Raw genomic sequence first — 25,531 nt, forward strand, 5'->3', positions numbered from 1 at the left:
AGTGCGGCATATGTCAAAAGGGCATTCGCTACAAGACCCTTACTTGAACACCTTGAGAAAAGAAAAAGTCCCGGTTTCGATCTATCTGGTCAACGGGATCAAGCTGCAGGGCCAGATCGAATCGTTCGACCAGTTCGTCGTACTGCTGAAGAACACCGTCAGCCAGATGGTCTACAAGCACGCGATCTCGACCGTCGTACCTGCCCGCCCTGTTCGTCTGCCAAGCCCGACCGACGGTGAGCACGGCGACAGCGAGCCAGGCAACGCTTGATAAAAGTAGGAGCCTGCATTGTTCTTTGAGCGCCACGGTGGTGGTGAGCGAGCGCTGCTCGTTCACTTGGAAGGTCAGAACCCTGAGGCGCGCGAAGACCCGCAGGAGTTTCAGGAGCTGGCGCTGTCGGCCGGAGCCGATATCGTTTCGCTGGTAACAGTGGCGCGGCATCAGCCCACCGCCAAGTTTCTGATCGGCAGCGGCAAGGTCGAGGAATTACGCGACCTGGTCAAATCTGCCGAAGCCGACCTTGTGATTTTCAATCACACCCTCACGCCCAGCCAGGAACGCAACCTCGAGCGCGTCTTCGAGTGTCGCGTGCTGGACCGTACCGGGCTGATCCTCGATATCTTCGCCCAGCGGGCGCGTACTCACGAAGGCAAGCTGCAGGTCGAACTGGCTCAGCTCGAGCACATGAGCACGCGGCTGGTACGCGGCTGGACCCACCTCGAGCGGCAAAAGGGCGGTATCGGCCTGCGCGGCCCGGGTGAAACCCAGCTGGAAACCGACCGCCGTCTGCTGCGGGTACGCCTGCGCCAGATCAAGGGCCGCCTGGAGAAAGTGCGCAGCCAGCGCGAGCAGGCTCGCCGCGGGCGCAAGCGCGCGGACATTCCGTCGGTGTCGCTGGTGGGGTACACCAACGCCGGCAAGTCGACTCTGTTCAACGCCCTCACGCAATCGGACGTATACGCCGCCGACCAGCTGTTCGCCACCCTTGACCCCACGCTGCGCCGGCTGGAGTTGGCCGACCTGGGGCCGATCGTGCTGGCCGACACGGTGGGGTTCATTCGCCATCTGCCGCACAAGCTGGTCGAGGCATTTAGGGCTACGCTCGAGGAATCGAGCAACTCCGACCTGCTGCTGCACGTGATCGACGCCCATGAGCCTGAGCGCATGGAACAGATCGAGCAGGTGCTGGCGGTACTGGGCGAGATCGGTGCCGAAGGCTTGCCGATCCTCGAGGTCTATAACAAACTCGACCTGCTCGAAGGTGTCGAGCCGCAGATTCAGCGCGATGCCGACGGCAAGCCGCAGCGGGTCTGGGTTTCGGCCCGTGACGGGCGAGGCCTGGAGCTGGTTGGCCAGGCGGTTGCCGAGTTGCTGGGGGATGATCTGTTTGTCGGTACCCTGTGTCTGGAGCAGCGTTTTGCCCGCTTGCGCGCGCAATTCTTTGCCCTGGGTGCCGTGCAGAGTGAAGAGCATGATGAAGAAGGGCGCAGCCTGTTGAGTGTGCGACTGCCCAGGACCGAGTTGAATCGCCTGGTCAGCCGTGAAGGCATGGAGCCGCAAGTGTTTGTCGAGCAACACACTTTGCAATAAATGCTCGTCGAGGTCGCCGGGCAGCCGTGACAGGCATTCTGTAGCATTGGACGGCGCGCCGTGGGCGCGTCTTTGCTTTATCAGATGGAGAGCGCTATGGCTTGGAATGAGCCGGGTGGCAACTCGAACAATCAGGACCCCTGGGGCGGTCGTCGCGGTGGCGGCGGCAGTGGCGGCGGTGGCGGTGGCGACAAAAAAGGCCCACCGGATCTGGACGAGGCCTTCCGCAAGCTGCAGGACAGCCTGAACGGCATGTTCGGCAGTGGCAAAAAACGTGGCGGCGGCGGTGACCGCAATATCGGCAAGGGCGGCGGCTATGGCCTGCTGGGCATCGGCCTGGCTGTGCTGGCGGCTATCTGGCTGTACAACGCCGTGTACGTGGTGGACGAGCAGGAGCAGGCCGTGGTGCTGCGCTTCGGCAAGTACTACGAAACCGTTGGTCCCGGCCTGAATATCTATTTCCCGCCGATCGACCGCAAGTACATGGAAAACGTGACCCGCGAGCGGGCCTACACCAAGCAGGGCCAGATGCTCACCGAAGACGAGAACATCGTCGAGGTGCCGCTGACCGTGCAGTACCGCATCAGCAACCTGCAGGACTTCGTGCTCAACGTCGACCAGCCGGAAGTCAGCCTGCAGCATGCCACCGACAGCGCCCTGCGCCACGTGGTGGGCTCTACGTCCATGGACCAGGTGCTGACCGAAGGCCGTGAGCAGATGGCTGTGGATATCCGCGAACGCCTGCAGCGCTTCCTCGACACCTACCGCACCGGTATCACCGTCACCCAGGTGAACGTACAGAGCGCGGCAGCCCCGCGCGAAGTGCAGGAAGCCTTCGACGACGTGATCCGTGCCCGTGAAGACGAGCAGCGCGCCCGCAACCAGGCCGAGTCCTACGCCAACGGCGTGGTGCCGGAGGCCCGTGGTCAGGCGCAGCGCATCATCGAGGACGCCAACGGCTACCGCGACGAAGTCATCGCCCGCGCCAAGGGTGAGGCTGACCGCTTCACCAAGCTGTACGGCGAGTATCGCAAGGCGCCGGACGTGACCCGTCAGCGTCTGTACCTCGAGACCATGCAGGAGGTTTACAGCAACTCCAGCAAAGTCATGGTGGCCACCAAGGACGGGCAGAACAACCTGCTCTACCTGCCGCTGGACAAGATGGTCGAAAGCAGCCGCAACAACCCTGCAGCCCCGGCCAGCAGCGTATCGCCGTCGGTCAATGACGCCGCCGCGCGTGCCGCCCAGGACCTGCAACAGCAACAACCGCCGCTGCGTTCCAGGGAGAGCCGCTGATGAGCAATAAATCGCTGTTCGCCCTGATCGGCGCCGTGGTGCTGGCGATCGTCGCCTGGAACTGCTTCTACATCGTTTCGCAAACCGAACGTGCGGTTTTGCTGCAGTTCGGTCGCGTGGTCAAGGCCGATGTCCAGCCTGGCCTGCATGTGAAGGTTCCGTACGTGAACCAGGTGCGCAAGTTCGACGCCCGCCTGATGACCCTCGATGCCCCGACCCAGCGCTTCCTTACGCTGGAGAAAAAGGCCGTGATGGTCGATGCCTACGCCAAGTGGCGGGTGAAGGACGCCGAGCGTTTCTACACCGCCACCTCCGGCATGAAGCAGATCGCCGACGAGCGTCTGTCGCGTCGCCTGGAAAGCGGCCTGCGTGACCAGTTCGGTAAACGTACCCTGCATGAAGTGGTATCGGGCGAGCGCGACGCGCTGATGGCCGACATCACCGCCTCGCTCAATCGCATGGCGAGCAAGGAGCTGGGTATCGAGGTTATCGACGTTCGCGTCAAGGCCATCGACCTGCCGAAGGAAGTCAACCGCAGCGTGTTCGACCGCATGAGCACCGAGCGTGAGCGTGAAGCCCGTGAGCACCGTGCCAAGGGTAACGAGCTGGCCGAAGGTATTCGTGCCGATGCCGACCGTCAGCGCCGTGTACTGCTGGCAGAGGCTTATCGCGAGGCGGAAGAAACCCGCGGTGATGGCGACGCCCAGGCGGCTGCCATTTACGCCAAGGCCTACACCCAGGACGCCGACTTCTATGCGTTCTACCGTAGCCTGCAGGCCTACCGCGAAAGCTTCTCCAGCAAGAGCGACGTACTGGTCCTGGACCCGAAGAACGAGTTCTTCCGTTACCTGGACAAGAGCAAGCCCTGATGCTGCCCTCATGAAGGGCGCACCCCGCCTGGCAGCTAAAACACCAGGCGGGGTGCATCCTGAATGAAAAGGGGTGTATGATGCGGCAGCCGGGAAATTTCCCGGCTTTTTTGCGTCTGAAAGGTTGATTGGCAAACCGCCAGTTGACGGTTTGGTCAAGTCGCAAGGCAATTCGAGGGTATCGGGTACGGTGGCTGCGCTGGGATCAGTGCTGCCCGCTGCTGTGCGCGATACCGGCTTTTCTGACGGCTCGCCTGCTGGCAAGCCGCCCGGACCAGAGGGGATATGGCGTAATGGCAACGGTAGACCGCTGGCTGCTGCCAGATGGCATCGAGGAAGTACTGCCACCTGAGGCAGCGCGCATCGAGATCGCGCGCCGCCAGGTGTTGGACCTGTTCCAGAGTTGGGGTTACGAACTGGTCGTTACCCCGCATATCGAGTACCTGGAGTCGCTGCTTACCGGCGCCGGCCAGGACCTGGACCAGCGCACCTTCAAGGTGGTCGACCCGCAGTCTGGCCGTTTGATGGGCTTTCGTGCCGACTTCACCCCGCAGGTAGCGCGCATCGACGCCCACACCCTGCGCCGTGAAGGCCCAAGCCGCCTGTGCTACGCCGGCAGCGTGCTGCATGCCCAGCCGCGCGCCCTGTCCACCTCGCGCAGCCCGATCCAGCTGGGCGCCGAGCTGTACGGCGACGCCAGCCCCACCAGCGATGTCGAAGTCATCAGCCTGATGCTGACCACGCTGCAACTGACGGATGTTGCGGATGTGCACATGGACCTCGGCCATGTCGGTATCTACCGCGGCCTGGCCCGCGCCGCAGGCCTGTCCGGTGCAGTCGAGCAGCAGCTGTTCGACGCCCTGCAGCGCAAGGCCGTCGATGAAGTGCAGGCGCTGACCGCCGACCTGCCGAAAGACCTGGGCAACATGCTGCGCGCCCTGTGCGAGTTGTGCGGTGGCCGCGAAGTGCTGGCCGAAGCCCGCGTGCGCCTGGGCCGTGCCCCGGCCAGCGTGCTGGCAGCGCTGGACGACCTGCTGGCGATCGCCGACCGCCTGGCCGCGCGCTACCCGGACCTGCCGCTGTACTTCGACCTGGGCGAGCTGCGCGGCTACCACTATCACACCGGCGTGGTGTTCGCCGTGTTCGTCCCGGGGGTCGGTTCGTCGATCGCCCAGGGCGGGCGCTACGACGACATCGGCGCCGACTTTGGCCGGGCGCGCCCGGCCACTGGTTTTTCCACGGATTTGAAGACCCTGGTCACACTGGGGCGAGCGGAGGTCGTATTGCCTGCCGGCGGCATCTGGATGCCCGACAGCAGCGATGCGGCCCTCTGGCAGCAAGTCTGCCAGTTGCGCAACGAAGGCCAGCGTGTGGTCCAGGCCCTGCCTGGCCAGCCGTTGAGTGCTGCCTTCGAGGCGGATTGTGATCGTCAATTGATTCAGCAAGACGGGCGCTGGCAGGTTCTGCCGCTGGCCCAGTGAGTTTCTGCGTCGGCAACAGGCCGGCAACCAAGTTTGCGTGAATGAGGACCAATGTAATGGGTAAGAATGTCGTCGTCCTGGGCACCCAGTGGGGTGATGAGGGCAAAGGCAAGATCGTCGATCTGCTGACCGAACATGCTGCCGCCGTCGTGCGCTACCAAGGTGGTCACAACGCGGGCCACACCCTGGTGATCAACGGTGAGAAGACCGTTCTGCACCTGATTCCATCCGGCATCCTGCGTGAAGGCGTGCAATGCCTGATCGGCAACGGCGTGGTCGTTGCCCCGGATGCGCTGATGCGCGAAATCACCAAGCTGGAAGAGAAGGGCGTACCGGTGCGCGAGCGCCTGCGCATCAGCCCGGCTGCCCCGCTGATCCTGTCCTACCACGTGGCCCTCGACCAAGCTCGTGAAAAAGCCCGTGGCGAAGCCAAGATCGGCACCACCGGCCGCGGCATCGGCCCGGCCTACGAAGACAAGGTCGCGCGCCGCGGCCTGCGCGTGGGCGACCTGTTCCACCGCGAGCGTTTCGCCGCCAAGCTCGGTGAGCTGCTGGATTACCACAACTTCCAGCTGGTCAATTACTACAAAGAGCCCGCCATCGACTTCCAGCAGACCCTGGACGAGTGCATGGCCTACGCCGAGCAGCTCAAGCCGATGATGCTCGACGTCACCGCCGAGCTGCACAACCTGCGCCGCGCCGGCAAGGACATCATGTTCGAAGGCGCTCAGGGCTCGCTGCTGGACATCGACCACGGCACCTACCCGTACGTCACCAGCTCCAACACCACCGCCGGCGGCATCTCCACCGGTTCCGGCGTTGGCCCGATGTACCTGGACTACATCCTGGGTATCACCAAGGCCTACACCACCCGCGTTGGTTCCGGCCCGTTCCCGACCGAACTGTTCGATGAAACCGGTGCAACCCTGGCCAAGCGTGGCCACGAGTTCGGTTCGACCACCGGCCGTGCCCGCCGTTGCGGCTGGTTCGATGCCGTCATCCTGCGCCGCGCCATCGACGTCAACAGCATCTCGGGCATCTGCCTGACCAAGCTGGACGTGCTGGACGGCCTGGAAACCATCAACATCTGCGTGGGCTACAAGAACGAGAACGGCGCTGTTATCGACGCACCTTCCGATGCCGACAGCTACATCGGCCTGGAGCCGGTGTACGAAGAGATGCCAGGCTGGAGCGAGTCGACCCTGGGCGTGAAAACCCTGGAAGAGCTGCCCCAGGCCGCGCGCAACTACATCAAGCGCATCGAAGAGCTGGTTGGCGCACCGATCGATATCATTTCGACCGGCCCGGACCGCAACGAGACCATCGTGCTGCGTCACCCGTTCGCCTGATCGGCGTTTCGTGCTGACCTGACGCCGTGGCCCTGAAAGGGGCCACGGCGTTTTCATTTGTGCTGCCGCGGGTGCATGCCATTCCCCGCGCATACCCAGCCCTTGTAGCCGGCTTGCCGGCGATAGCGCCCGTCCAAGCAACCCCTTGCTAGCTATTGGCACATATGCCTGCTGTTTCAGGCATAACCCTTGCTGTAAGAAGTTTCTGTAGATGCCATCAAAGTAATGGCGCCAGAAACACGAGGGTTATGACGTGTCAGCCATCCTTTCACTGTTACGAAGCCGCCTGTTGCGGCCTGTGTTTGTTGCGCTTGGTATCGCTCTTCTGGTGCAGGTGCTGGTCGCCGTTGCCCTGACCCGGAGCACGGTCACGGCGCTGGAGGCCGACCTGGGCCAGCGCCTGGGCAACGACAGCCGGCAACTGGCCGCAGAGCTGGAGCAGGCCGGGCAGGATGTGCGCTCCGGGCTCGACAGCCTTTCGGCCAGCACCCGCCAGCGCCTCAGTGCCGGTTTGTCCGCGCGCCTGCATGACGAGCAGCAACAATTGCGCACCACCTTGGAGCAGACCCTCAAGGACTCGGCCAACGACATGGCCGAGCTGTTGGCCTCGGTGGCGCCCCGGGCAATCTGGGATAACGACGTGCCGATGCTCTCGGACTTCGCCCGCCGCGCCCAGCGCAACCCCAACGTGTTGTTCGTGATCTACGACGACGCCCAGGGCCAGCACCTGACCCGCTACCTCAACCGGCAGAACCCGATCAACGAGGCGCTGTTGGCCAAGGGGCAGGGTGAGCGGGCCCTGGACAAGGTGCTCGATGCCGCCCGCAAGGACCCGTCGGTGTACTTCGTCGAAGCGCCGATCAGCCCCAATGGCGAGGTGATCGGCAAGGTGCTGATGGGCGTGTCCACTGCCAGTGTCGACCAGCAGCTCAAGGCCCTCGACCAACGCTTCGCGGCGCTGATCGCCAGTGGCGAGCAACTGGTGGGTGACAGCCTGGTGGCCGCCGCCGCCGACAGCGGCAAGGCCCTGCGCGCGCGCCTGGAAACCGCGCAGAACAGCGCCACGGCAATGCAGGCCAACACCGCGCAAACCGTGCGTGATGCTGCCGGCGAGCTGCGCTGGCGCATTGGCCTGGGCCTGGTGCTGGTGGGCCTGGGTGTACTGCTGGTGGTGGCTGTGGTGCTGGGGCGCCGGGTGCTGAGCAAGCTGCGCCTGCTGATCACCGCGCTGGACGACCTGGCGGCCGGGGAGGGCGACCTGACCAAGCGGGTCAAGCTCGACAGCCGTGATGAAATCGGCGACATGGCCTCGGCGGTGAACCGTTTCGTCGACAAGCTGCAGCCCATTGTCCGCGAGGCCGGCGAGGTGGCCCAGCGCACTGGCGTGGAGATCGGTTCCATGGCCCAGCGCAATGCCGGTGCCGATGCCGCCGCTGCCTTGCAGCGCGACGAGGTGGCCGCCAGCCTGCGCGACCTGTCGAGCATGGCGGATGAAGCCCAGGCCGAAAGCCACGCCATGCAGGCGGCATTGCAGCAGGTGGTGGACATCCGCCAGGCGACCGACGAGAACAGCCAGGCCACCACGCAACTGGCGCGGCTGATCGAGAACCTGGCCGGCGAGGTGGAAACCGGCTCCCAGGTGATCGAGCGGCTGGCCAAGCAGAGCGAGCAGATCGAGGTGGTGCTGACGGTGATTCATGGCATCGCCGAGCAGACCAACCTGCTGGCGCTCAACGCCGCCATCGAGGCGGCACGGGCCGGCGAGACCGGGCGGGGCTTTGCCGTGGTGGCGGACGAAGTGCGGGCGCTGGCGAGCAAGACGCAGAGCTCGACCGGGGATATCCAGTCGCACATCACCGCCTTGCAGCAGGGCGCCAAGGAGGCTGTGGCAACCATCAGTCAGGCCGGGCGCCAGGCCAGCGAAGGTTTGCTGGTGCTGCGTGACAACGAGCGACGCCAGCAGTCGGTGCAGGCTGCTGTGGAGCAGGTGCATTCGGCCATTGGCCTGGCCACCCGCGCGGCTGAGCAGCAGGCCAGTGGCGCCCAGGCCGTGCGGGGGAGGGTGGAGAACATCCACGCCCAGGCCGAGCGTTCGGCGCAAGTGGTGGCGCAGACTACGGCTAGCAGCAAGGTGCTGGATGACTTGGCGGCACAGTTGCGGGCAAGCCTGGGCCAGTTCAGGGCCTGATACGCAGGCTCAGGTAGTCTCTGTGGGAAGCGGCCTTGTATCGCGATGGGCTGCGCAGCAGCCCCGGCGAGGCCGCTCACCACATGGACCGCATACCCCTTACGCCTTGTTCAGATACATCCGCGTGGTCAACAGATACACCGGCAACCCCGATACCACGATCAACAGCGCCGCATAAGGCGCTGCCGCCGCGAACTCGACGTTGGCCGTATGCGCCCACACCTCGGTGGCCAGGGTGGTCATGCCGGTCGGGCTGAGCAGCAGGGTCGCGGTCAGCTCCTTCATGGCATCCAGGAACACCAGGGCGAACGCCGCCGCCATGGCTGGGAAGATGATCGGCAGTGTCACCCGGCAAAACGCCGCAAAACTGCTCGCGCCCAAGGTGCGGGCAGCCTCTTCAAGGGTTGGCGAGGCCTTGTTCAGCGCCGTGCGTACCGGCGACTGGGCCAGCGGCAGGAACAACAGCGCGTAGGCCAGAATCAGCAGCGCGGTGGTCTGGTACAGCGCCGGCACATAGTGCAGGGCGAAGAACACCAGGGTCAGGGCGATCACCAGGCCCGGCAGGGCATGCAGCAGATACGGCAGGCGCTCGGCCCAGATCGCCAGGCGGCCCTTGTAGCGCACCACCAGGAAGCTGATCGGCAGGGCCAGCAGCACGCAGAACCCGGCGCCGCCCAGCGATACCGACAGCGAAGTCAGCAAGGCCTTGCTGATTGCCGCCACCGGGAAGGCCGCCGACGAGCCGACGCTCAGCCAGTAACCCAGCATGGCCAGCGGGATGCCGCTGCCCAGAATCGCCAGCGCCAGGCAGAACAACTGCGCCAATGGCATCCAGCCGCGCAGGCGCACCGGTTGGGCGCGGCGTGCCACGCCCTGGCCGATGCGCACGTGGCGGGCCTTGCCGCGCACTTTCAGCTCCAGCCACAGCATCACCAGGCACAGCGCCAGCAGCACCGCCGAGAGCATGGCGGCGTTGGCGTTGCTGAACTCCAGCTCGAACTGCTGGTAGATCGCCGTGGTAAAGGTCTGCAGGCCGAGGATCGACAGCGCGCCGAACTCCACCAGCATATGCAGGGCAATCAGCAGCGCGCCGCCGAGCATCGACGGCCACAGCAGCGGCAGGGTGACCTTGGCGAACACGCCCCAGCGCCCGCACCCCAAGGTGCGCGCCGACTCCTCGAGCGAGGTGTCGAGGTTACGCAGGGTGGCAGCCACCGGCAGGAACACCAGCGGGTATTTGGACAGCGCCATCACCAGGATCGCCCCGCCCAGGCCTTCGAAATCCGAGCTCAGCGACACCCAGGTGAAGCTGCTGACGAACGACGGCACCGCGAACGGCAGGCACAGCACCACGCCCCACAGCCGGCGGCCCGGCAGGTTGCTGCGCTCCAGCAACCACGCCAGGGCCATGCCGACCACCATGCACACCAGCGTCACCCCGACCATCAGCAGCATGGTGTTGCGCAGCAGGCCCCAGACGAACGGGCGCCACAGCAGGTGCAGGGCTTCGCGCCAGCCGGCCTCCCAGGCCTTGATGGCAACGTACAGCAGCGGCAGCAAGCTCATCGCCACCAGGAACAACACAGGCAGCACCACCCAGATGGACGGGCGCTTGCGCTTGGGCACGAAGCGCGGCAGGGCGGGCGTGGACAGGGCGGCGGTCATCAGAGCAGGCCAACCTCACGTTCGAGCTCGATGGCTTCCTCGGCATTGCCAAGGTCAGCCGGCGAGATCTTCGGCGGGCGCAGCTCTTCGAACGGCTTCAGGCCACGGTCGGAAACCATGCCCTTGTGCAGCGGGTATTCGGCGGTGGTCTGGGTGATCACGCGCTGGCCTTCTTCGCTGGCCATCCAGTTGAGCAGGGCCTGGGCCTCTTTCGGGTGCTTGCTGGCCTTCACGGCCGCAGCGCCGGAGATGGTCACCAGGTTACCGGCGTCGCCGTCGGCCAGGTAGTACAGCTTGGAGTCGAGCTTGCCGCGCTCGCGCTCCAGGGCGTACCAGTAGTAGTTGTTCACCAGCACGGCGGCCACTTCGCCTTTTTCCACGGCTTTGAGGGCAACCATGTTGTTGGTGTAGGTCTTGCCGAAGGCCTTGAGGCCCGTCAGCCATTCTTCGGTGGCTTCACGGCCATGCATCTTGAGGATGGCCACGGCCTGCTCCTGGAAGGCGCCGCTGGTGGGCACGTAGCCGACACGGCCTTCCCACTCGGGGCCGGCGAAATCCATCACCGTGGTGGGCAGGTCTTTTTCGTCGATTTTCTTCGGGTTGAACACCACTACGCGGGTGCGAGCGGTGACGCCCATCCAGGTGCCGTTGGCGCCCACGTATTCTTTGGGCAGCATGTTCAGGGTGGCGTCGTCGATCTTCGCCAGCAGGCCCAGTTCGCCCAGGTTGTTCAGCGGCGGGGATTCTTCGGTGTAGATGATGTCGGCCGGCGAGCGGTCGCCTTCCTCGATGATCTGGCTGGCCAGCTGGTTACTGCTGCCCTTGCGGATATTGATGTGGATACCGGTCTTGGCCTCGTAGGCCTTGGCGATGGCTTCGCCGATTTCCTTGTGCTGGCCGTTGTACATGGTCAGGTTTTTGACCGGTTCGTCTGCCAGGGCGGCCGGAGCGCCGATCACCAGGCTCAGAACAGCGGCGGCCAGGGTGCGCATCAGCGGTTGCGGGCGGATCGTCATGCGGGTACTTCCTCGCTTACGGCTACATATTTGGAAACAATGGTAAACGAAATCGTTTCTCAAGTGGCCGGGTGACGGGAAATTCATGGATGTGCGATGGGCTTGGGTTTTCCTGTCAGGGCCCTATCGCCGGCAAGGCCGGCTTTCATAGAACAAAATACAACTCGGTGATTTGACACGGAATCTGTGGGAAGCGGCCTTGTGTCGCGACGGGCTGCGTAGCGGCCCCAGGGTCTTTGCATCATGCAAGATCTTCGGGGCTGCTGCGCAGCCCGTCGCGACACAAGGCCGCTTCCAACAGGGTTGCGTAGCCTGCAAACCTGTACCTTACCTGTAGGAGCCAGCTTGCCGGCGATAGGGCCCTGACAGGCTCATGCTTTCCTGGCAACCACTGCGGTAACCGGCGCCACCGGATAGCGCAGCCCACCCTGCTGTTCCACATCCACAAAACCAACATTGCGAAGCTTCTGCGCCAGTTCCCCGGCCGGCAGCACATGCCGCCCCTGCATGCGCATGTGCAGGTAATAAGGCAGCACCCGGGCAGCGGCCTGCCTTTCTTCGGGCACTTCGGCATGGCAACACACCAGCACCCCGCCCGGGTTCAGTGCCCCGTGCAAGCGCTGCAACAGGCCGTCCAGGTCGCTGGCGAAGTGCAGCACTGATGAACACCAGATCAGGTCGTAGCCGCTACCGAAATCATCCTGGTCCAGGTCGCCGCCCATGCTGCCAAGGCGCTGCTCAAGCCCGGCGCGCAGGATGTTCTCCTTAGCCACCGCCGCTGTTTCGGCGAAATCGAACACTGTGCCGTGCAGGTCGGGCAGCTGGCGCGCCAGGGCAATGGCCACCAGGCCGGGGCCGCCACCGAGATCGAGCATGCGTTGCAGGCCGGGTGCCTCGGGCAGGCGCTCGATCAGCGCGCAGGCCACCTCGACCGTCACTGCCTGCTGCTCCTGGGCAATCTGCACCCGCGCCGCCTCGGCCCAGCGCCGGGCCATTTCCGCTGAAGGTGCGCCGGCGGCCGGCAAGCCGTTGCGCAGGGCCTGCTCCAGTGGCTGGCCCGCCTGGCGCAACACCTGGTGACGGAACAGCAGGGCGTCGCCGCAATAGTTGCCGCTACTGCGCACCAGGTGGCGGCGGGCGGTTTCACCGTTGCGGTAGTGGCTGCCCTGTTCGTCGCGCTCGAGCAGGCCCTGGGCCCAGAGCATCTCCAGCAGGTAGCCGGTGTTGAAGGGTTCGAGGTCGAGGGTCTTGGCCAGTTGGGCGGGGGCGGTGTGCTGTTCGAGGTGTTCGAACAGGTCGATGGTCAGTGCCACGCGCAGGGCATCGGCGGCCAGGCCTGCGAGTTGCAAGTCCCAGCAGGCTTGCAGCGGGTGAGGGGTGGTCAGCTCCATGCTCATCGTTCGCTCGCTCCATGAGAGAAAGCCATCACGATAGATGAGAGTCATTCCTGATTGCAATGAGGCGGGCGGGCGATGCAAAAATCGCAGGCAAGAAAAAACCCACTAGCAAGCTAGTGGGTTTTTGTATGGTGCCCAGGAGAAGACTCGAACTTCCACGACCGTTAAGTCACTGATACCTGAAACCAGCGCGTCTACCAATTCCGCCACCTGGGCAAAGCTTTGCATCATCTGCTGAAAGTGACATCGTCTGCTTTCACACAGTAGTAACAGATCCTTGGTCATCTGTTACTTGGAAAAACTTGGTGCCCAGGAGAAGACTCGAACTTCCACGACCGTTAAGTCACTGATACCTGAAACCAGCGCGTCTACCAATTCCGCCACCTGGGCACACATTCGAGACTACAAGATGCTTTACAGCGCCCTTCATCTCTACTACAACTTCGGGGTTGTCCGTCGTTGTGGTGCGCACTATACGGACGGCTCAGAGGGCTGTAAAGCCCCCGAACGAAAAAAATTTCAAAAAATTCAACTTGTTGATTACATGGGCCTATTGCCGCTCGCCGGACCCTTCTGTGGGGCTGTCCAAGGCTGACATTTCCGGTTTCAATACGCCTATGCCAGAATTCATATCTATATACCCCAAGGTGAACCCCTTCTGATGGCCGATTGGCAATCCCTCGATCCCGAGGCCGCTCGCGAAGCGGAAAAATACGATAATCCCATCCCCAGCCGTGAGCTGATCCTGCAGCGCCTCGCCGACCGTGGCGAGCCGGCAGCCCGTGAACAGCTGGCCGAAGAATTCGGTCTTTACGAAGAAGACCAGATCGAAGCCCTGCGCCGCCGCCTGCGCGCCATGGAGCGCGACGGTCAGCTTATCTATACCCGGCGCGGCACCTATGCCCCGGTAGACAAGCTTGACCTGATCTGCGGCCGCGTCTCCGGCCACCGTGACGGCTTCGGCTTCCTGATCCCCGACGACGGCAGCGAAGACCTGTTCTTGAGCCCCGCGCAGATGCGCCTGGTGTTCGACGGCGACCGCGGCCTGGCCCGGGTGTCCGGCGTCGACCGCCGTGGCCGGCGCGAGGGCGTGCTGGTCGAAGTCATCTCCCGCGCCCACGAAAGCGTGGTCGGCCGCTACTTCGAAGAAGGCGGCATCGGCTACGTGACCCCGGACAACCCGAAGATCCAGCAGGAAGTGCTGGTGACTGCCGGGCGTAACGGCGGCGCCAAGATCGGCCAGTTCGTCTCGATCAAGATCACCCACTGGCCGACCCCGCGCTTCCAGCCGCAGGGTGACGTGATCGAGGTGATCGGCAACTACATGGCGCCGGGCATGGAGATCGACATCGCCCTGCGCAGCTATGACATTCCGCACGTCTGGCCGAAGGACGTGATCAAGGAGGCGCGCAAGTTCCGTTCCGAAGTCGAGGAGAAGGACAAGGAGAAGCGCATCGACCTGCGCCACCTGCCGTTCGTCACCATCGACGGCGAGGACGCCCGCGACTTCGACGACGCCGTCTACTGCGAGCCGCTGGGCAAGCTGCGCCTGTTCTCCGGCGGCTGGCGCCTGTACGTGGCCATTGCTGATGTGTCCAGCTACGTGCGCCTGGGCTCGGCCCTGGACGTCGAGGCCCAGCAGCGCGGCAACTCGGTGTACTTCCCCGAGCGCGTGGTGCCGATGCTCCCCGAGGAGCTGTCCAACGGCCTGTGCTCGCTGAACCCGCACGTCGATCGCCTGGCCATGGTCTGCGAGATGACCATCAACAAAGCCGGCCAGATGGTCGACTACCAGTTCTACGAAGGCCTGATCCACTCCCACGCGCGCCTGACCTACAACAAGGTCAGCAGCATGCTGGAGCACGCCCGTACCCGCGAAGGCAAGGCCCTGCGCGAGGAGTACAGCGAGGTGCTGCCGGACCTCAAACACCTGTACGCGCTGTACAAGGCGCTGGTGGCGGCCCGTCACACCCGTGGCGCGATCGACTTCGAAACCCAGGAAACCCGGATTATTTTCGGTGAAGACCGCAAGATCGCCGAAATCCGCCCGACGGTGCGCAACGACGCCCACAAGCTGATCGAGGAATGCATGCTGGCGGCCAACGTCGCCACGGCCGAGTTCCTGCAAAAGCACAACGTGCCGTCGCTGTACCGCGTGCATGACGGCCCGCCGCCGGAGCGCCTGGAAAAACTGCGCGCCTTCCTCGGCGAGCTGGGCCTGACCCTGCACAAGGGCAAGGACCCGTCACCGAAGGATTATCAGGCCCTGCTGGCGAGCATCGCCGGGCGCCCGGACTTCCACCTGATCCAGACCGTCATGCTGCGCTCGCTCAGCCAGGCGGTGTACAGCACCGAGAACAATGGCCACTTCGGCCTGAACTACGAGGCGTACACCCACTTCACCTCGCCGATCCGTCGTTACCCCGACCTGCTGGTGCACCGTGCCATCCGCAGTGTGATCCGTTCGAAGATGGACACCACGCACGTCAAGCGTGCCGGCGCCCTGAGCATTCCCAAGGCGCGCATCTACCCGTACGACGAGAACAGCCTGGAGCAGATGGGCGAGCAGTGCTCGATGACCGAGCGGCGCGCCGACGAGGCCACCCGCGACGTGGTCAACTGGCTCAAGTGCGAATACATGCGTGACCGCGTGGGCGAAACCTTCCCCGGCGTGATCACTGCAGTGACCGGTTTTGGCCTGTTCATCGAGCTGACCGACATCTACGTCGAAGGCCTGGTGCACGTCAGTGCGCTGCCGGGCGACTACTACCACTTCGACCCGGTGCACCACCGTCTGTCGGGTGAGCGCAGCGGGCGCAGCTTCCGCCTGGGCGATACGGTCGAGGTCAAGGTCATGCGCGTCGACCTCGAGCAGCGCAAGATCGACTTCGAGATGTCCGAAGCCACCGTCAACGCCCCGGTCGGCCGCAAGCCGCGTGCCGCCGGTGCCAGCGAAGCGGCGCCAGCGCCAGCCCAGGCCCCGGTGCAGGAAGCGAAAATTTCGCCCAAGCCGCGCAGCCGCAAGAGCGAAACCGCTGATGCGTACTTCCCCAAGGACGCCGTGCAGCGCAACGCCGAGGTGCGCAAGAGCCGCGAAATGAAAAAGGCGCTGATGGGTGAGGCGCGCTCCAGCCATGCAGGCAGCAAGGCGGACAAGGGCAGCAAAGCGTCCGGCAAGCCGACCAAGCATCGCAAGGGGCCGCCGAAGTCCGGTGCGCCACGTAAAGGCAAGAACAAGTCATGAGCCAGCTGGAAAAAATCTACGGCGTGCACGCGGTTCAGGCACTGCTGCAGCACCATCCCAAGCGGGTCAAGCAGATCTGGCTGTCGGAAGGGCGCAGCGAGCCGCGTATTCAGGCCCTGCTGGAGCTGGCTGCGCAGAACCGCGTACAGGTCGGCCAGGCCGAGCGCCGCGAGCTCGACGCCTGGGTCGAGGGTGTGCACCAGGGCGTGGTTGCCGAGGTGAGCCCGAGCCAGGTGTGGGGCGAGGCGATGCTCGACGAGCTGCTCGAGCGCACTGAAACGCCGCCGCTGATTCTGGTGCTCGATGGCGTCACCGACCCGCACAACCTCGGCGCCTGCCTGCGCACCGCCGATGCTGCCGGTGCCACTGCCGTGGTCATCCCCAAGGACAAGTCGGCCACGCTCACCGGCGTGGTGCGTAAAGTCGCCTGCGGTGCTGCCGAAGTGATGCCGCTGGTGGCTGTCACCAACCTGGCCCGCACCCTGGAAAAACTCCAGCAACGCGGGTTGTGGGTGGTCGGTACCGCCGGTGAGGCCGAACAGGAGATCTACCAGCAGGACCTGACCGGCCCGCTGGTGATGATCATGGGCGCCGAAGGCAAGGGCATGCGCCGCCTGACCCGCGAGCACTGCGACTTTCTGGTGAAGCTGCCGATGGGCGGCAGCGTCAGCAGCCTGAACGTTTCGGTGGCCACCGGCGTTTGCCTGTTCGAGGCAGTGCGCCAGCGCCAGGCCAAGCGCTGATTCGCTGAGCTTTTGTGGGAGCGGGCTTGCCCCGCGATGGGCTTCAAAGCGCATCGCAGGGCAAGCCCGCTCCCACATTGCGTTTCCCTTGGCGCAATTGTTTCTGACTGTTCAAATATTCGCCAATTACCTTGCTTGTCCCCCCGGCCTTCTCTACAATTGCGCCCCTTGCCGAGCTGGCAGGCGCGCATGCGTCTCCCCTCAGGGCAAGACATACAGTGTCATTCACTCCTTGTCTGACCAGGTTGCTGGCAGACTACTAACCCGTAAGGAGCATTCATGCGTCATTACGAAATCATCTTCCTGGTTCACCCGGACCAGAGCGAGCAAGTCGGCGGCATGGTTGAGCGTTACACCAAGCTGATCGAAGAAGATGGTGGCAAGATCCACCGCCTGGAAGACTGGGGCCGTCGTCAACTGGCCTACGCAATCAACAATGTTCACAAGGCTCACTACGTGATGCTGAACGTTGAGTGCACCGGCAAGGCCCTGGCCGAGCTGGAAGACAACTTCCGCTACAACGATGCCGTGATCCGTAACCTGGTCATCCGTCGTGACGAAGCCGTTACCGGCCCGTCCGAGATGCTCAAGGCCGAAGAAAACCGCAGCGAGCGCCGTGAGCGTCGTGAACGTCCTGACAATGCCGACGGCGCCGATGGCGACGACAGCAATGACAGCGACAACAGCGACAACGCTGACGAGTAATCCACGGACTTTTTGAGGAGCCAATCACATGGCACGTTTCTTCCGTCGTCGTAAATTCTGCCGCTTCACTGCTGAAGACGTGAAAGAGATCGACTTCAAAGATCTCAACACCCTGAAAGCTTACGTATCCGAAACCGGCAAGATCGTTCCAAGCCGCATCACCGGTACCAAAGCTCGTTATCAGCGTCAGCTGGCTACCGCTATCAAGCGCGCCCGCTTCCTGGCCCTGCTGCCCTACACCGACAGCCACGGCCGCTGAGACCGGGTCGTCGACAAGCAGTAAGGGATAGGCATGCGAGCGTTGGCAAGTTTCATCATGCGCGGTCGTGTGCAGGCCACCCTGGTGGTGGTCATCAGCGCGGTACTGCCGCTGCTGTTCTGGTTGAGTGCCGCCGCCGGTAGCCTTGTGCTGCTGCGCCACGGGTTCAGGAATGCTTCAACGGTCATCGCCGGCGGCCTGCTGGCCGGTTTGGCCGTCTGGTTGATGGGTGACCCGATCACCTTCATGGTGACCGCCGGTGCCCTGGGCCTGGCTGCGCTGTTGCGCGCCGAGCATCCCTGGAGTCGTGTGCTGGTGTTCAGTGCCGTGTTCGCCGTGGTGTTCAGCCTCGTGCTGGACCAGGCGCTGGCACAGACCTTCGATGTGCTGGCCAAGGCGTTTGCCGAAGCCATGCCGAAGATCGAAGGGCAGCCGATGCTCTCCGGTGAGTTGATCCGCCCCGTGCTGGTCGCCTCCACAGCAGTGACGGTGCAGTTGTTCAGCGTGTTGGCCCTGGTGCTGGCGCGTTATTGGCAGGCAGCGTTGTACAACCCTGGAGGCTTCGGTCGCGAGTTTCGCGCGCTGAAGTTGCCGAAACAGACCATGGCGGTCTTGGTGGCAGTGATGGTGGTGGCCCCGTTCATCGGGCCGCAGTTCATCATCCTGGCATCGGCCTCGAGCCTGGTTCTGGTGCTGGCCGGCATCGCCTTGATGCACGGGCTGGTGGGGCAGGGTCGACTGGCCGGTTTCTGGCTGGTGGGCATGTACGTGACGTTGCCGCTGATCTTGCAGCTGATTTACCCGTTGCTGATGGTCCTGGCCATTGTCGACAGCCTGATTGATTTTCGCGGTCGCAAGTCCCCCTCACAGGGTGACGACTCCGCGAACGGTGAAGGTTAAAAGTTAAGAGGTTTTACCAAATGGAACTGATCCTGCTGGAAAAAGTCGCTAACCTGGGCAACCTGGGCGACAAAGTAAATGTTAAGGCCGGTTACGGCCGTAACTTCCTGCTGCCGTTCGGCAAGGCCACCGTTGCCAACGCCGCCAACCTGGCCGCGTTCGAAGAGCGCCGCGCCGAGCTGGAAAAAGCTGCTGCAGACAAGAAAGCTTCGGCTGAAAGCCGCGCTGCCCAACTGGCCGAGCTGGAAGTGACCATCACTGCCACCGCTGGCGACGAAGGCAAGCTGTTCGGTTCGATCGGCACCCACGACATCGCTGACGCCCTGACCGCCTCCGGCGTTGAAGTGGCCAAAGCTGAAGTTCGTCTGCCGAACGGCACCATCCGTCAGGTTGGCGAATACGACGTAGCCGTGCACCTGCACAGCGACGTTGAAGCCACCGTACGTGTGGTCGTCGTAGCTGCCTAAGCTGCGCTGACCGGTTGGCTCCCTGGGAGCCAGCCGGTTAACATCGGGCACGGTCCTGTTTTACAGGCCGTGCCCTTTGTCTTTTTCGTCCCCCCAGAATTCTTGCGTGGCCATGAACGAGATCACCAGCTCCGAACAGCTCGACCTGCAAACCGCAGCGCTGAAAGTACCGCCGCATTCCATCGAGGCCGAACAGGCCGTGCTCGGTGGCCTGATGCTGGACAACAACGCCTGGGAGCGGGTGCTGGACCAGGTCTCGGACGGTGACTTCTACCGGCATGACCACCGCCTGATCTTCCGCGCCATTCACAAGCTGGCCGACCTGAACCAGCCGTTCGACGTGGTGACCCTGCACGAGCAGCTGGACAAAGAAGGCATGTCGACCCAGATCGGCGGCCTGGCTTACCTCGCGGAGCTGGCCAAGAACACCCCGTCGGTGGCCAACATCAAGGCTTATGCCGCGATCATTCGCGAGCGGGCCACGCTGCGCCAACTGATCAGCATCAGTACCGACATCGCCGACAACGCCTTCAACCCGCAAGGGCGCAACGCCGAAGAGATCCTCGACGACGCCGAGCGGCAGATCTTCCAGATCGCCGAGGCGCGGCCGAAGACCGGCGGCCCGGTGGGGGTCAACGAGCTGTTGACCATGGCCATCGACCGTATCGACACGCTGTTCAACTCCGACAGCGACATCACCGGTATCTCCACCGGCTACACCGACCTGGACGAGAAGACCAGCGGCCTGCAACCGGCTGACTTGATCATCGTTGCCGGCCGTCCGTCGATGGGCAAGACCACCTTCGCCATGAACCTGGTGGAAAACGCCGTGTTGCGCAGCGACAAGGTGGTGCTGGTGTTCTCCCTAGAGATGCCCGGCGAATCGCTGGTCATGCGTATGCTCTCGTCGCTGGGCCGCATCGACCAGACCAAGGTGCGTTCCGGCCAGCTGGACGACGACGACTGGCCGCGCCTGACGTCTGCGGTGAACCTGCTCAACGACCGCAAGCTGTTCATCGACGATACCGCTGGTATCAGCCCGTCCGAAATGCGCGCCCGTACCCGCCGCCTGGCCCGTGAGCACGGCGAGATCGCCATGATCATGGTCGACTACCTGCAATTGATGCAGATCCCGGGTTCGGCAGGTGACAACCGGACCAACGAGATTTCCGAGATCTCCCGCTCGTTGAAAGCCCTGGCCAAGGAATTCAACTGCCCTGTCATCGCCCTGTCCCAGCTCAACCGCTCTCTGGAGCAGCGCCCCAACAAGCGCCCGGTCAACTCCGACTTGCGTGAATCCGGTGCAATCGAGCAGGACGCTGACGTGATCATGTTCGTGTACCGCGACGAGGTGTATCACCCCGAAACCGAGCACAAGGGCGTGGCCGAAATCATCATCGGTAAGCAGCGTAACGGCCCGATCGGCTTCATCCGCCTGGCGTTCATCGGCAAGTACACCCGCTTCGAGAACCTCGCGCCGGGCATGTACAACTTCGACGACGACGAATAAAACCACCAGGGTTGAACCGGCCCCTGTGGGAGCGGGTTTACCCGCGAATGCGATGTTGATTGCAGCATCGCATTCGCGGGTAAACCCGCTCCCACAGGGGTCGGTTTTTTCCTTGGGGATCTTATGAATCCGACCACCACCGTCGGATTTGGTCAAAATTTGTGCTATATTCCGCGCCCGCGATTTCCCTGCACACCAGAACCGGTCACTGACATGCAAGCAGCCAAACCACTCTACGACTATCCCAAGTACTGGGCCGAATGCTTCGGGCCAGCGCCGTTCCTGCCGATGAGCAGGGAGGAGATGGATCAGCTCGGCTGGGATTCCTGCGACATCATCATCGTGACCGGTGACGCCTACGTCGACCACGCCTCGTTCGGCATGGCCATCATCGGCCGCCTGCTCGAGGCCCAGGGCTTTCGCGTCGGCATCATCGCCCAGCCCAACTGGCAGTCCAAAGACGACTTCATGAAGCTCGGCGAGCCGAACCTGTTCTTCGGCGTCGCGGCCGGCAACATGGACTCGATGATCAACCGCTACACCGCCGACAAGAAGATCCGCTCCGACGACGCCTACACCCCCGGCGGCCTGGCCGGCAAGCGCCCGGACCGCGCCAGCCTGGTGTACAGCCAGCGTTGCAAGGAAGCCTACAAGCACGTGCCGATCGTGCTCGGCGGCATCGAGGCCTCGCTGCGCCGCATCGCCCACTACGACTACTGGCAGGACAAGGTCCGCCATTCCATCCTGGTGGACGCCAGCGCCGACATCCTGCTGTACGGCAACGCCGAGCGGGCCATCGTCGAGGTGGCCCAGCGCTTGTCGCAGGGCGAGCGCATCGAGCACATCACCGACGTGCGCGGTACCGCGTTCATCCGCCGTGACACGCCCCAGGGCTGGTACGAGATCGACTCCACGCGCATCGACCGCCCGGGCCGGGTCGACAAGATCATCAACCCGTACGTCAACACCCAGGACACCCAGGCCTGCGCCATCGAGCAGGCCAAGGGCGAGCAGGAAGACCCGAACGAAGCCAAGGTGGTGCAGATTCTCGACAGCCCCAGCGTCACCCGCGAAAAGTCGGTGATCCGCCTGCCGTCGTTCGAGAAGGTGCGCAACGACCCGGTGCTGTATGCCCACGCCAACCGCGTCCTGCACCTGGAGACCAACCCGGGCAACGCCCGCGCCCTGGTGCAGAAGCACGGCGAGGTGGATGTGTGGTTCAACCCGCCACCCATCCCCATGACCACCGAAGAGATGGACTACGTGTTCGGCATGCCCTACGCGCGCATCCCGCACCCGGCCTACGGCAAGGAACGCATCCCGGCCTACGAGATGATCCGTTTTTCGGTGAACATCATGCGTGGCTGCTTTGGCGGCTGCACCTTCTGCTCGATCACCGAACACGAAGGGCGGATCATCCAGAACCGCTCCCACGAGTCGATCCTGCACGAAATCGAAGAGATGCGTGACAAGGTGCCGGGCTTCACCGGCGTGGTCTCCGACCTGGGTGGCCCGACTGCCAACATGTACCGCATCGCCTGCAAGAGCCACGACATCGAGAAGCACTGCCGCAAGCCGTCGTGCGTGTTCCCGGGCATTTGCGAGAACCTCAACACCGACCACAGCTCGCTGATCGAGCTGTACCGCAAGGCCCGCGCCTTGCCAGGGGTGAAGAAGATCCTGATCGCCTCGGGGCTGCGCTACGACCTGGCGGTGGAATCGCCGGAGTACGTGCGCGAGCTGGTCACCCACCACGTTGGCGGCTACCTGAAGATTGCCCCGGAGCACACCGAGCGTGGCCCGCTGGACAAGATGATGAAGCCGGGCATCGGCACCTACGACCGCTTCAAGCGCATGTTCGAGAAGTTCTCGAAAGAAGCGGGCAAGGAGCAGTACCTGATCCCGTACTTCATCGCCGCGCACCCTGGCACCACCGACGAAGACATGATGAACCTGGCCCTGTGGCTCAAGGGCAATGGCTTCCGCGCCGACCAGGTGCAGGCGTTCTACCCCTCGCCAATGGCTTCGGCCACGGCCATGTACCACTCGGGCAAGAACCCGCTGCGCAAGGTGACGTACAAGAGCGAAGGGGTGGAGATCGTCAAGAGCGAGGAGCAGCGCCGCCTGCACAAGGCGTTTTTGCGCTACCACGACCCGAAAGGCTGGCCGATGCTGCGTGAAGCGCTGCAGCGCATGGGCCGCGCCGACCTGATCGGCCCGGGCAAGCACCAGCTGATCCCGCTGCACCAGCCGCAGACCGACAGCTACCAGAGTGCCCGGCGCAAGAACTCGACCCCGGCCGGCAGCCACAAGGTGGCCAAGGAACAGAAGATCCTCACCCAGCACACCGGCCTGCCGCCGCGCGCCAGCGATGGCAGCAAGCCGTGGGACAAGCGCGAGAAGGCCAAGGCCGAAGCGTTCGCCCGCAACCAGCAGGCGGCCAAGGAGCGTAAAGAGGCAGCTAAGGGCGGCAAGGGCAACAAGAAGCCGCGTCAGCCAGTAGTTCCGCGCTGATCACTGCAGGGGCCGCGAAGCGGCCCCTGACTCAATCAGGCTTCTTGTCGACCCACTTCGGCGCCACCGGCGCAACAAAACTGTCCATCCCATCCAGCAGCTCATCCGGCTGCTGCGCCAGTTGCAACATCGCCCGATGCTGCGGCCGCACAAAGCCCTCTTCGACCACATGGTCGAGGAACCCGCCCAGCTTTTCATAAAAGCCGTTCACATCCAGCAGCCCCAGCGGCTTGGCGTGATAGCCCAACTGCCCCCAGGTCCACACCTCGAACAATTCTTCCAGCGTACCCAGCCCGCCCGGCAGGGCGATGAAGGCATCGCTGAGCTCGGCCATGCGCGCCTTGCGCGCGTGCATGCCGTTCACCACCTCCAGGCGGCTCAGGCCTTTGTGGCCGACTTCTGCGTCCAGCAGGCTCTGGGGGATGATGCCGATCACTTCGCCACCGGCGGCCATGGCTGCATCGGCGACGATGCCCATCAGGCCGACCGCACCGCCACCGTACACCAGCGTCAGGCCGCGGCCGGCGATGGCCTGGCCAAGGGCGATGGCTGCTTCACGGTAGGCGGGGTTGGCGCCGGTGCTGGCGCCGCAGAACACACAAACGGAACGTACTGGCATTGCTTGTCTCCCTTCACAGGGCTGACAGGGTAAGGCGCAAGGCCGTGACTTGAAAGCCCGATCACTCCGGGCGGGAGAACTCGCAGGCCGCACCAGTGGCGCCCTGGGCGTAGGCGGCGAGCAAGCTGTTGATGAAACTTGAGAGGGACATTTCAATTACTCCTAAATGAAAGGTTGTCCCATCGTCTATCAAGAGGGCAAGATGTGCTCTTAGATTGGTTGTATACAATCCATTGAACAATTCAACTGGCTGGCCACTTGACAGCCCTTGACCCACATCAGGAGGGGGCAAGGTGGTTTCAGGCAGTCTCGCAATTGATAAAACCCTGCCAAGGAGATTCATGATGTTTGCGAAAGCTGTAGCGGTATCCCTGCTGACCCTCGCCAGCGCCTCGGTGTTCGCCGCTGAATGCAAGGTGACGGTCGATTCGACCGACCAGATGTTGTTCAACACCAAGGAACTCGCCATCGACAAGAGCTGCAAAACCGTCGAAGTCGAATTGACTCACAGTGGCAGCCTGCCGAAGAACGCCATGGGCCACAACCTGGTGATCAGCAAGACTGCCGACATGCAGGGCATCGCCACCGAGGGCATGTCCCAAGGGCTGGACAAGGACTACATCAAGGCCGACAACGCGGCGATCATCGGCCACACCAAGATGATCGGTGCCGGCGAGAAGAGCTCCTTCACCTTGGATACTTCCAAGCTGGAAGCCGGTGGCGACTACAGCTTCTTCTGCAGCTTCCCGGGCCACATCTCGATGATGAAGGGCAAGGTTGTAGTCAAGTAAGCTAAGCTGCGCAGGCCTTCAGGGCCTATTCGCGGGCAAGCCCGCTCCTAAGGGTATTCACAGGCCCTGTAGGAGCGGGCTTGCCCGCGATGCTTTTTACGGCGCGAACGGCAGTTCGCGCTTGTGCTGGGTCTTGCGGTAGGTGGCGACGATGATGTCGAACGCCTGCTGATCCACCGGCAGCCCGTGCAGGAAGGCATCGATCTGCTGGTAGGTCACGCCGTGCGACGCTTCGTCCGGCTTGCCTGGCTCGAGGTCTTCAAGGTCGGCAGTCGGTATTTTTTCCACCAGCGCTTGCGGCGCGCCGAAGCTGCGCGCAATGGCCCGCACCTGGTTTTTCACCAGCCCGCTCAGCGGCGCCAGGTCGCAGGCACCATCACCGAATTTGGTAAAGAAGCCCATCACCGCCTCGGCGGCGTGGTCGGTGCCGATCACCAGGCCCGCGCGGGCGCCGGCGATGGTGTACTGGGCGACCATGCGGGTGCGTGCCTTGACGTTGCCGACCACGAAGTCCACCAGGGTCGGCGAGCCGGTCTTCAGTTCCTGTACCTCGGCCGCCAGGGCTTTTACCGCCGGGGCGATGTCGATGGTGTGCACTTCGTCGGCCTTGATCACGTCCAGGCAGGCCTGGGCGTCGTGCTCGTCATGCTGCACCTGGTACGGCAGGCGCACGGCGATGAAGGTATAGGCCTTGTCGCCGGTCTCGGCGCGCAGCTCGTTGATGGCGCGCTGGGCGAGCAGGGCGGCGGTCAGCGAGTCGACGCCACCGCTGATGCCCAGCACCAGGGTCTTGAGCCGGGCGTTGGCCAGGCAGTCCTTGATGAACGCCACGCGCCGGGCCACGTCGGCCTCCAGCGCTGCGGCATCTGCGAACGGCGGCTGTACCTTCAGCGCCTGGGCAATCTCTTGCTGAACCGCTTGCATGGG

At 63.6% G+C, this 25,531-nt stretch carries 21 protein-coding genes, 2 tRNA genes and 1 pseudogene; 17 read left to right on the plus strand and 7 right to left on the minus strand.

What is annotated here, in order from left to right; translation table 11 throughout:
• Nucleotides 1-10 precede the first annotated feature (10 nt).
• From hfq to KSS93_RS26870, 8 genes and pseudogenes are all read left to right on the plus strand, one after another.
• The gene (hfq, locus tag KSS93_RS04635; RefSeq protein WP_023629894.1) at nucleotides 11-271 is read left to right on the plus strand and encodes an RNA chaperone Hfq; all 261 of its coding nucleotides are present in this window, start codon (nucleotides 11-13) and stop codon (nucleotides 269-271) included.
• 18 nt (nucleotides 272-289) lie between these two features.
• On the plus strand, nucleotides 290-1,591 hold the full coding sequence (gene hflX / locus KSS93_RS04640) for a ribosome rescue GTPase HflX (RefSeq protein WP_217840563.1): 1,302 nt from the start codon (nucleotides 290-292) through the stop codon (nucleotides 1,589-1,591).
• Nucleotides 1,592-1,687: 96 nt separating this feature from the next.
• Nucleotides 1,688-2,887: an FtsH protease activity modulator HflK gene (gene hflK / locus KSS93_RS04645; RefSeq protein WP_217887347.1), complete on the plus strand. Its 1,200-nt coding sequence runs from the start codon at nucleotides 1,688-1,690 to the stop codon at nucleotides 2,885-2,887.
• Complete coding sequence (gene hflC, locus KSS93_RS04650; RefSeq protein ID WP_217887348.1) at nucleotides 2,887-3,756, plus strand: protease modulator HflC; 870 nt, start codon at nucleotides 2,887-2,889, stop codon at nucleotides 3,754-3,756. The genes hflK and hflC overlap by 1 nt, the downstream gene beginning before the upstream one ends.
• A 293-nt stretch (nucleotides 3,757-4,049) precedes the next feature.
• Nucleotides 4,050-5,237, plus strand: coding sequence for an ATP phosphoribosyltransferase regulatory subunit (locus KSS93_RS04655; protein WP_217887349.1), 1,188 nt, complete (start codon nucleotides 4,050-4,052; stop codon nucleotides 5,235-5,237).
• Between the two features lie 56 nt (nucleotides 5,238-5,293).
• The gene (locus KSS93_RS04660; protein WP_028688256.1) at nucleotides 5,294-6,586 is read left to right on the plus strand and encodes an adenylosuccinate synthase; all 1,293 of its coding nucleotides are present in this window, start codon (nucleotides 5,294-5,296) and stop codon (nucleotides 6,584-6,586) included.
• 1,069 nt (nucleotides 6,587-7,655) lie between these two features.
• Nucleotides 7,656-7,868: pseudogene (locus KSS93_RS26865) on the plus strand (methyl-accepting chemotaxis protein); the annotation flags it as partial.
• Between the two features lie 201 nt (nucleotides 7,869-8,069).
• Nucleotides 8,070-8,774: a methyl-accepting chemotaxis protein gene (locus KSS93_RS26870; RefSeq protein ID WP_437182119.1), complete on the plus strand. Its 705-nt coding sequence runs from the start codon at nucleotides 8,070-8,072 to the stop codon at nucleotides 8,772-8,774.
• A gap of 99 nt (nucleotides 8,775-8,873) precedes the next feature.
• On the opposite strand, the gene KSS93_RS04670 is transcribed toward KSS93_RS26870, so the two are convergent.
• The 5 genes from KSS93_RS04670 to KSS93_RS04690 form a co-directional block, all read right to left on the minus strand.
• Nucleotides 8,874-10,439: an ABC transporter permease gene (locus KSS93_RS04670; RefSeq protein WP_217887351.1), complete on the minus strand. Its 1,566-nt coding sequence runs from the start codon at nucleotides 10,437-10,439 to the stop codon at nucleotides 8,874-8,876.
• Nucleotides 10,439-11,455, minus strand: coding sequence for an extracellular solute-binding protein (locus tag KSS93_RS04675; protein ID WP_217840557.1), 1,017 nt, complete (start codon nucleotides 11,453-11,455; stop codon nucleotides 10,439-10,441). Before KSS93_RS04675 ends, KSS93_RS04670 begins: the two co-directional genes overlap by 1 nt.
• Nucleotides 11,456-11,826: 371 nt before the next feature.
• Entirely contained in the window at nucleotides 11,827-12,852 is a 1,026-nt protein-coding gene (locus KSS93_RS04680) for a methyltransferase (protein ID WP_217887352.1), read from the minus strand.
• Nucleotides 12,853-12,981: 129 nt separating this feature from the next.
• Nucleotides 12,982-13,068 (minus strand) — tRNA-Leu (locus KSS93_RS04685).
• An 87-nt stretch (nucleotides 13,069-13,155) separates the two neighbouring features.
• Nucleotides 13,156-13,242, minus strand: a tRNA-Leu gene (locus KSS93_RS04690).
• A 271-nt stretch (nucleotides 13,243-13,513) separates the two neighbouring features.
• On the opposite strand from KSS93_RS04690, the gene rnr reads away from it, so the two are divergent.
• The 8 genes from rnr (at nucleotide 13,514) to KSS93_RS04730 (ending at nucleotide 23,194) form a co-directional block, all read left to right on the plus strand.
• Nucleotides 13,514-16,096, plus strand: a complete 2,583-nt coding sequence (gene rnr / locus KSS93_RS04695) for a ribonuclease R (RefSeq protein ID WP_217887353.1) — start codon at nucleotides 13,514-13,516, stop codon at nucleotides 16,094-16,096.
• A complete protein-coding gene (rlmB, locus tag KSS93_RS04700; RefSeq protein WP_217840554.1) occupies nucleotides 16,093-16,839 on the plus strand; it encodes a 23S rRNA (guanosine(2251)-2'-O)-methyltransferase RlmB in 747 nt (248 codons plus the stop codon). Before rnr ends, rlmB begins: the two co-directional genes overlap by 4 nt.
• A gap of 279 nt (nucleotides 16,840-17,118) precedes the next feature.
• A complete protein-coding gene (gene rpsF, locus KSS93_RS04705; protein ID WP_194790233.1) occupies nucleotides 17,119-17,544 on the plus strand; it encodes a 30S ribosomal protein S6 in 426 nt (141 codons plus the stop codon).
• Between the two features lie 28 nt (nucleotides 17,545-17,572).
• Nucleotides 17,573-17,803, plus strand: a complete 231-nt coding sequence (gene rpsR, locus KSS93_RS04710; protein WP_003249563.1) for a 30S ribosomal protein S18 — start codon at nucleotides 17,573-17,575, stop codon at nucleotides 17,801-17,803.
• 33 nt (nucleotides 17,804-17,836) lie between these two features.
• On the plus strand, nucleotides 17,837-18,703 hold the full coding sequence (locus KSS93_RS04715) for a hypothetical protein (RefSeq protein WP_217887354.1): 867 nt from the start codon (nucleotides 17,837-17,839) through the stop codon (nucleotides 18,701-18,703).
• Nucleotides 18,704-18,723: 20 nt separating this feature from the next.
• On the plus strand, nucleotides 18,724-19,170 hold the full coding sequence (rplI, locus tag KSS93_RS04720) for a 50S ribosomal protein L9 (protein ID WP_011535934.1): 447 nt from the start codon (nucleotides 18,724-18,726) through the stop codon (nucleotides 19,168-19,170).
• Between the two features lie 112 nt (nucleotides 19,171-19,282).
• Entirely contained in the window at nucleotides 19,283-20,680 is a 1,398-nt protein-coding gene (dnaB, locus tag KSS93_RS04725; RefSeq protein WP_217840552.1) for a replicative DNA helicase, read from the plus strand.
• A 213-nt stretch (nucleotides 20,681-20,893) separates the two neighbouring features.
• On the plus strand, nucleotides 20,894-23,194 hold the full coding sequence (locus KSS93_RS04730; RefSeq protein WP_217887355.1) for a YgiQ family radical SAM protein: 2,301 nt from the start codon (nucleotides 20,894-20,896) through the stop codon (nucleotides 23,192-23,194).
• Nucleotides 23,195-23,225: 31 nt separating this feature from the next.
• Here KSS93_RS04730 and KSS93_RS04735 read toward each other — a convergent pair whose 3' ends face one another.
• Nucleotides 23,226-23,813, minus strand: a complete 588-nt coding sequence (locus KSS93_RS04735) for a cytokinin riboside 5'-monophosphate phosphoribohydrolase (protein ID WP_217887356.1) — start codon at nucleotides 23,811-23,813, stop codon at nucleotides 23,226-23,228.
• Nucleotides 23,814-24,157: 344 nt separating this feature from the next.
• Between KSS93_RS04735 and azu the strand changes: the two genes are divergently transcribed.
• The gene (gene azu / locus KSS93_RS04740) at nucleotides 24,158-24,604 is read left to right on the plus strand and encodes an azurin (RefSeq protein WP_217887357.1); all 447 of its coding nucleotides are present in this window, start codon (nucleotides 24,158-24,160) and stop codon (nucleotides 24,602-24,604) included.
• A gap of 96 nt (nucleotides 24,605-24,700) precedes the next feature.
• Here azu and nadE read toward each other — a convergent pair whose 3' ends face one another.
• Nucleotides 24,701-25,528, minus strand: a complete 828-nt coding sequence (nadE, locus tag KSS93_RS04745; RefSeq protein WP_217887358.1) for an NAD(+) synthase — start codon at nucleotides 25,526-25,528, stop codon at nucleotides 24,701-24,703.
• Between the last annotated feature and the right edge of the window lie 3 nt (nucleotides 25,529-25,531).

Source organism: Pseudomonas xanthosomatis (genome assembly GCF_019139835.1).
GTDB classification, from domain to species: domain Bacteria; phylum Pseudomonadota; class Gammaproteobacteria; order Pseudomonadales; family Pseudomonadaceae; genus Aquipseudomonas; species Aquipseudomonas fakonensis.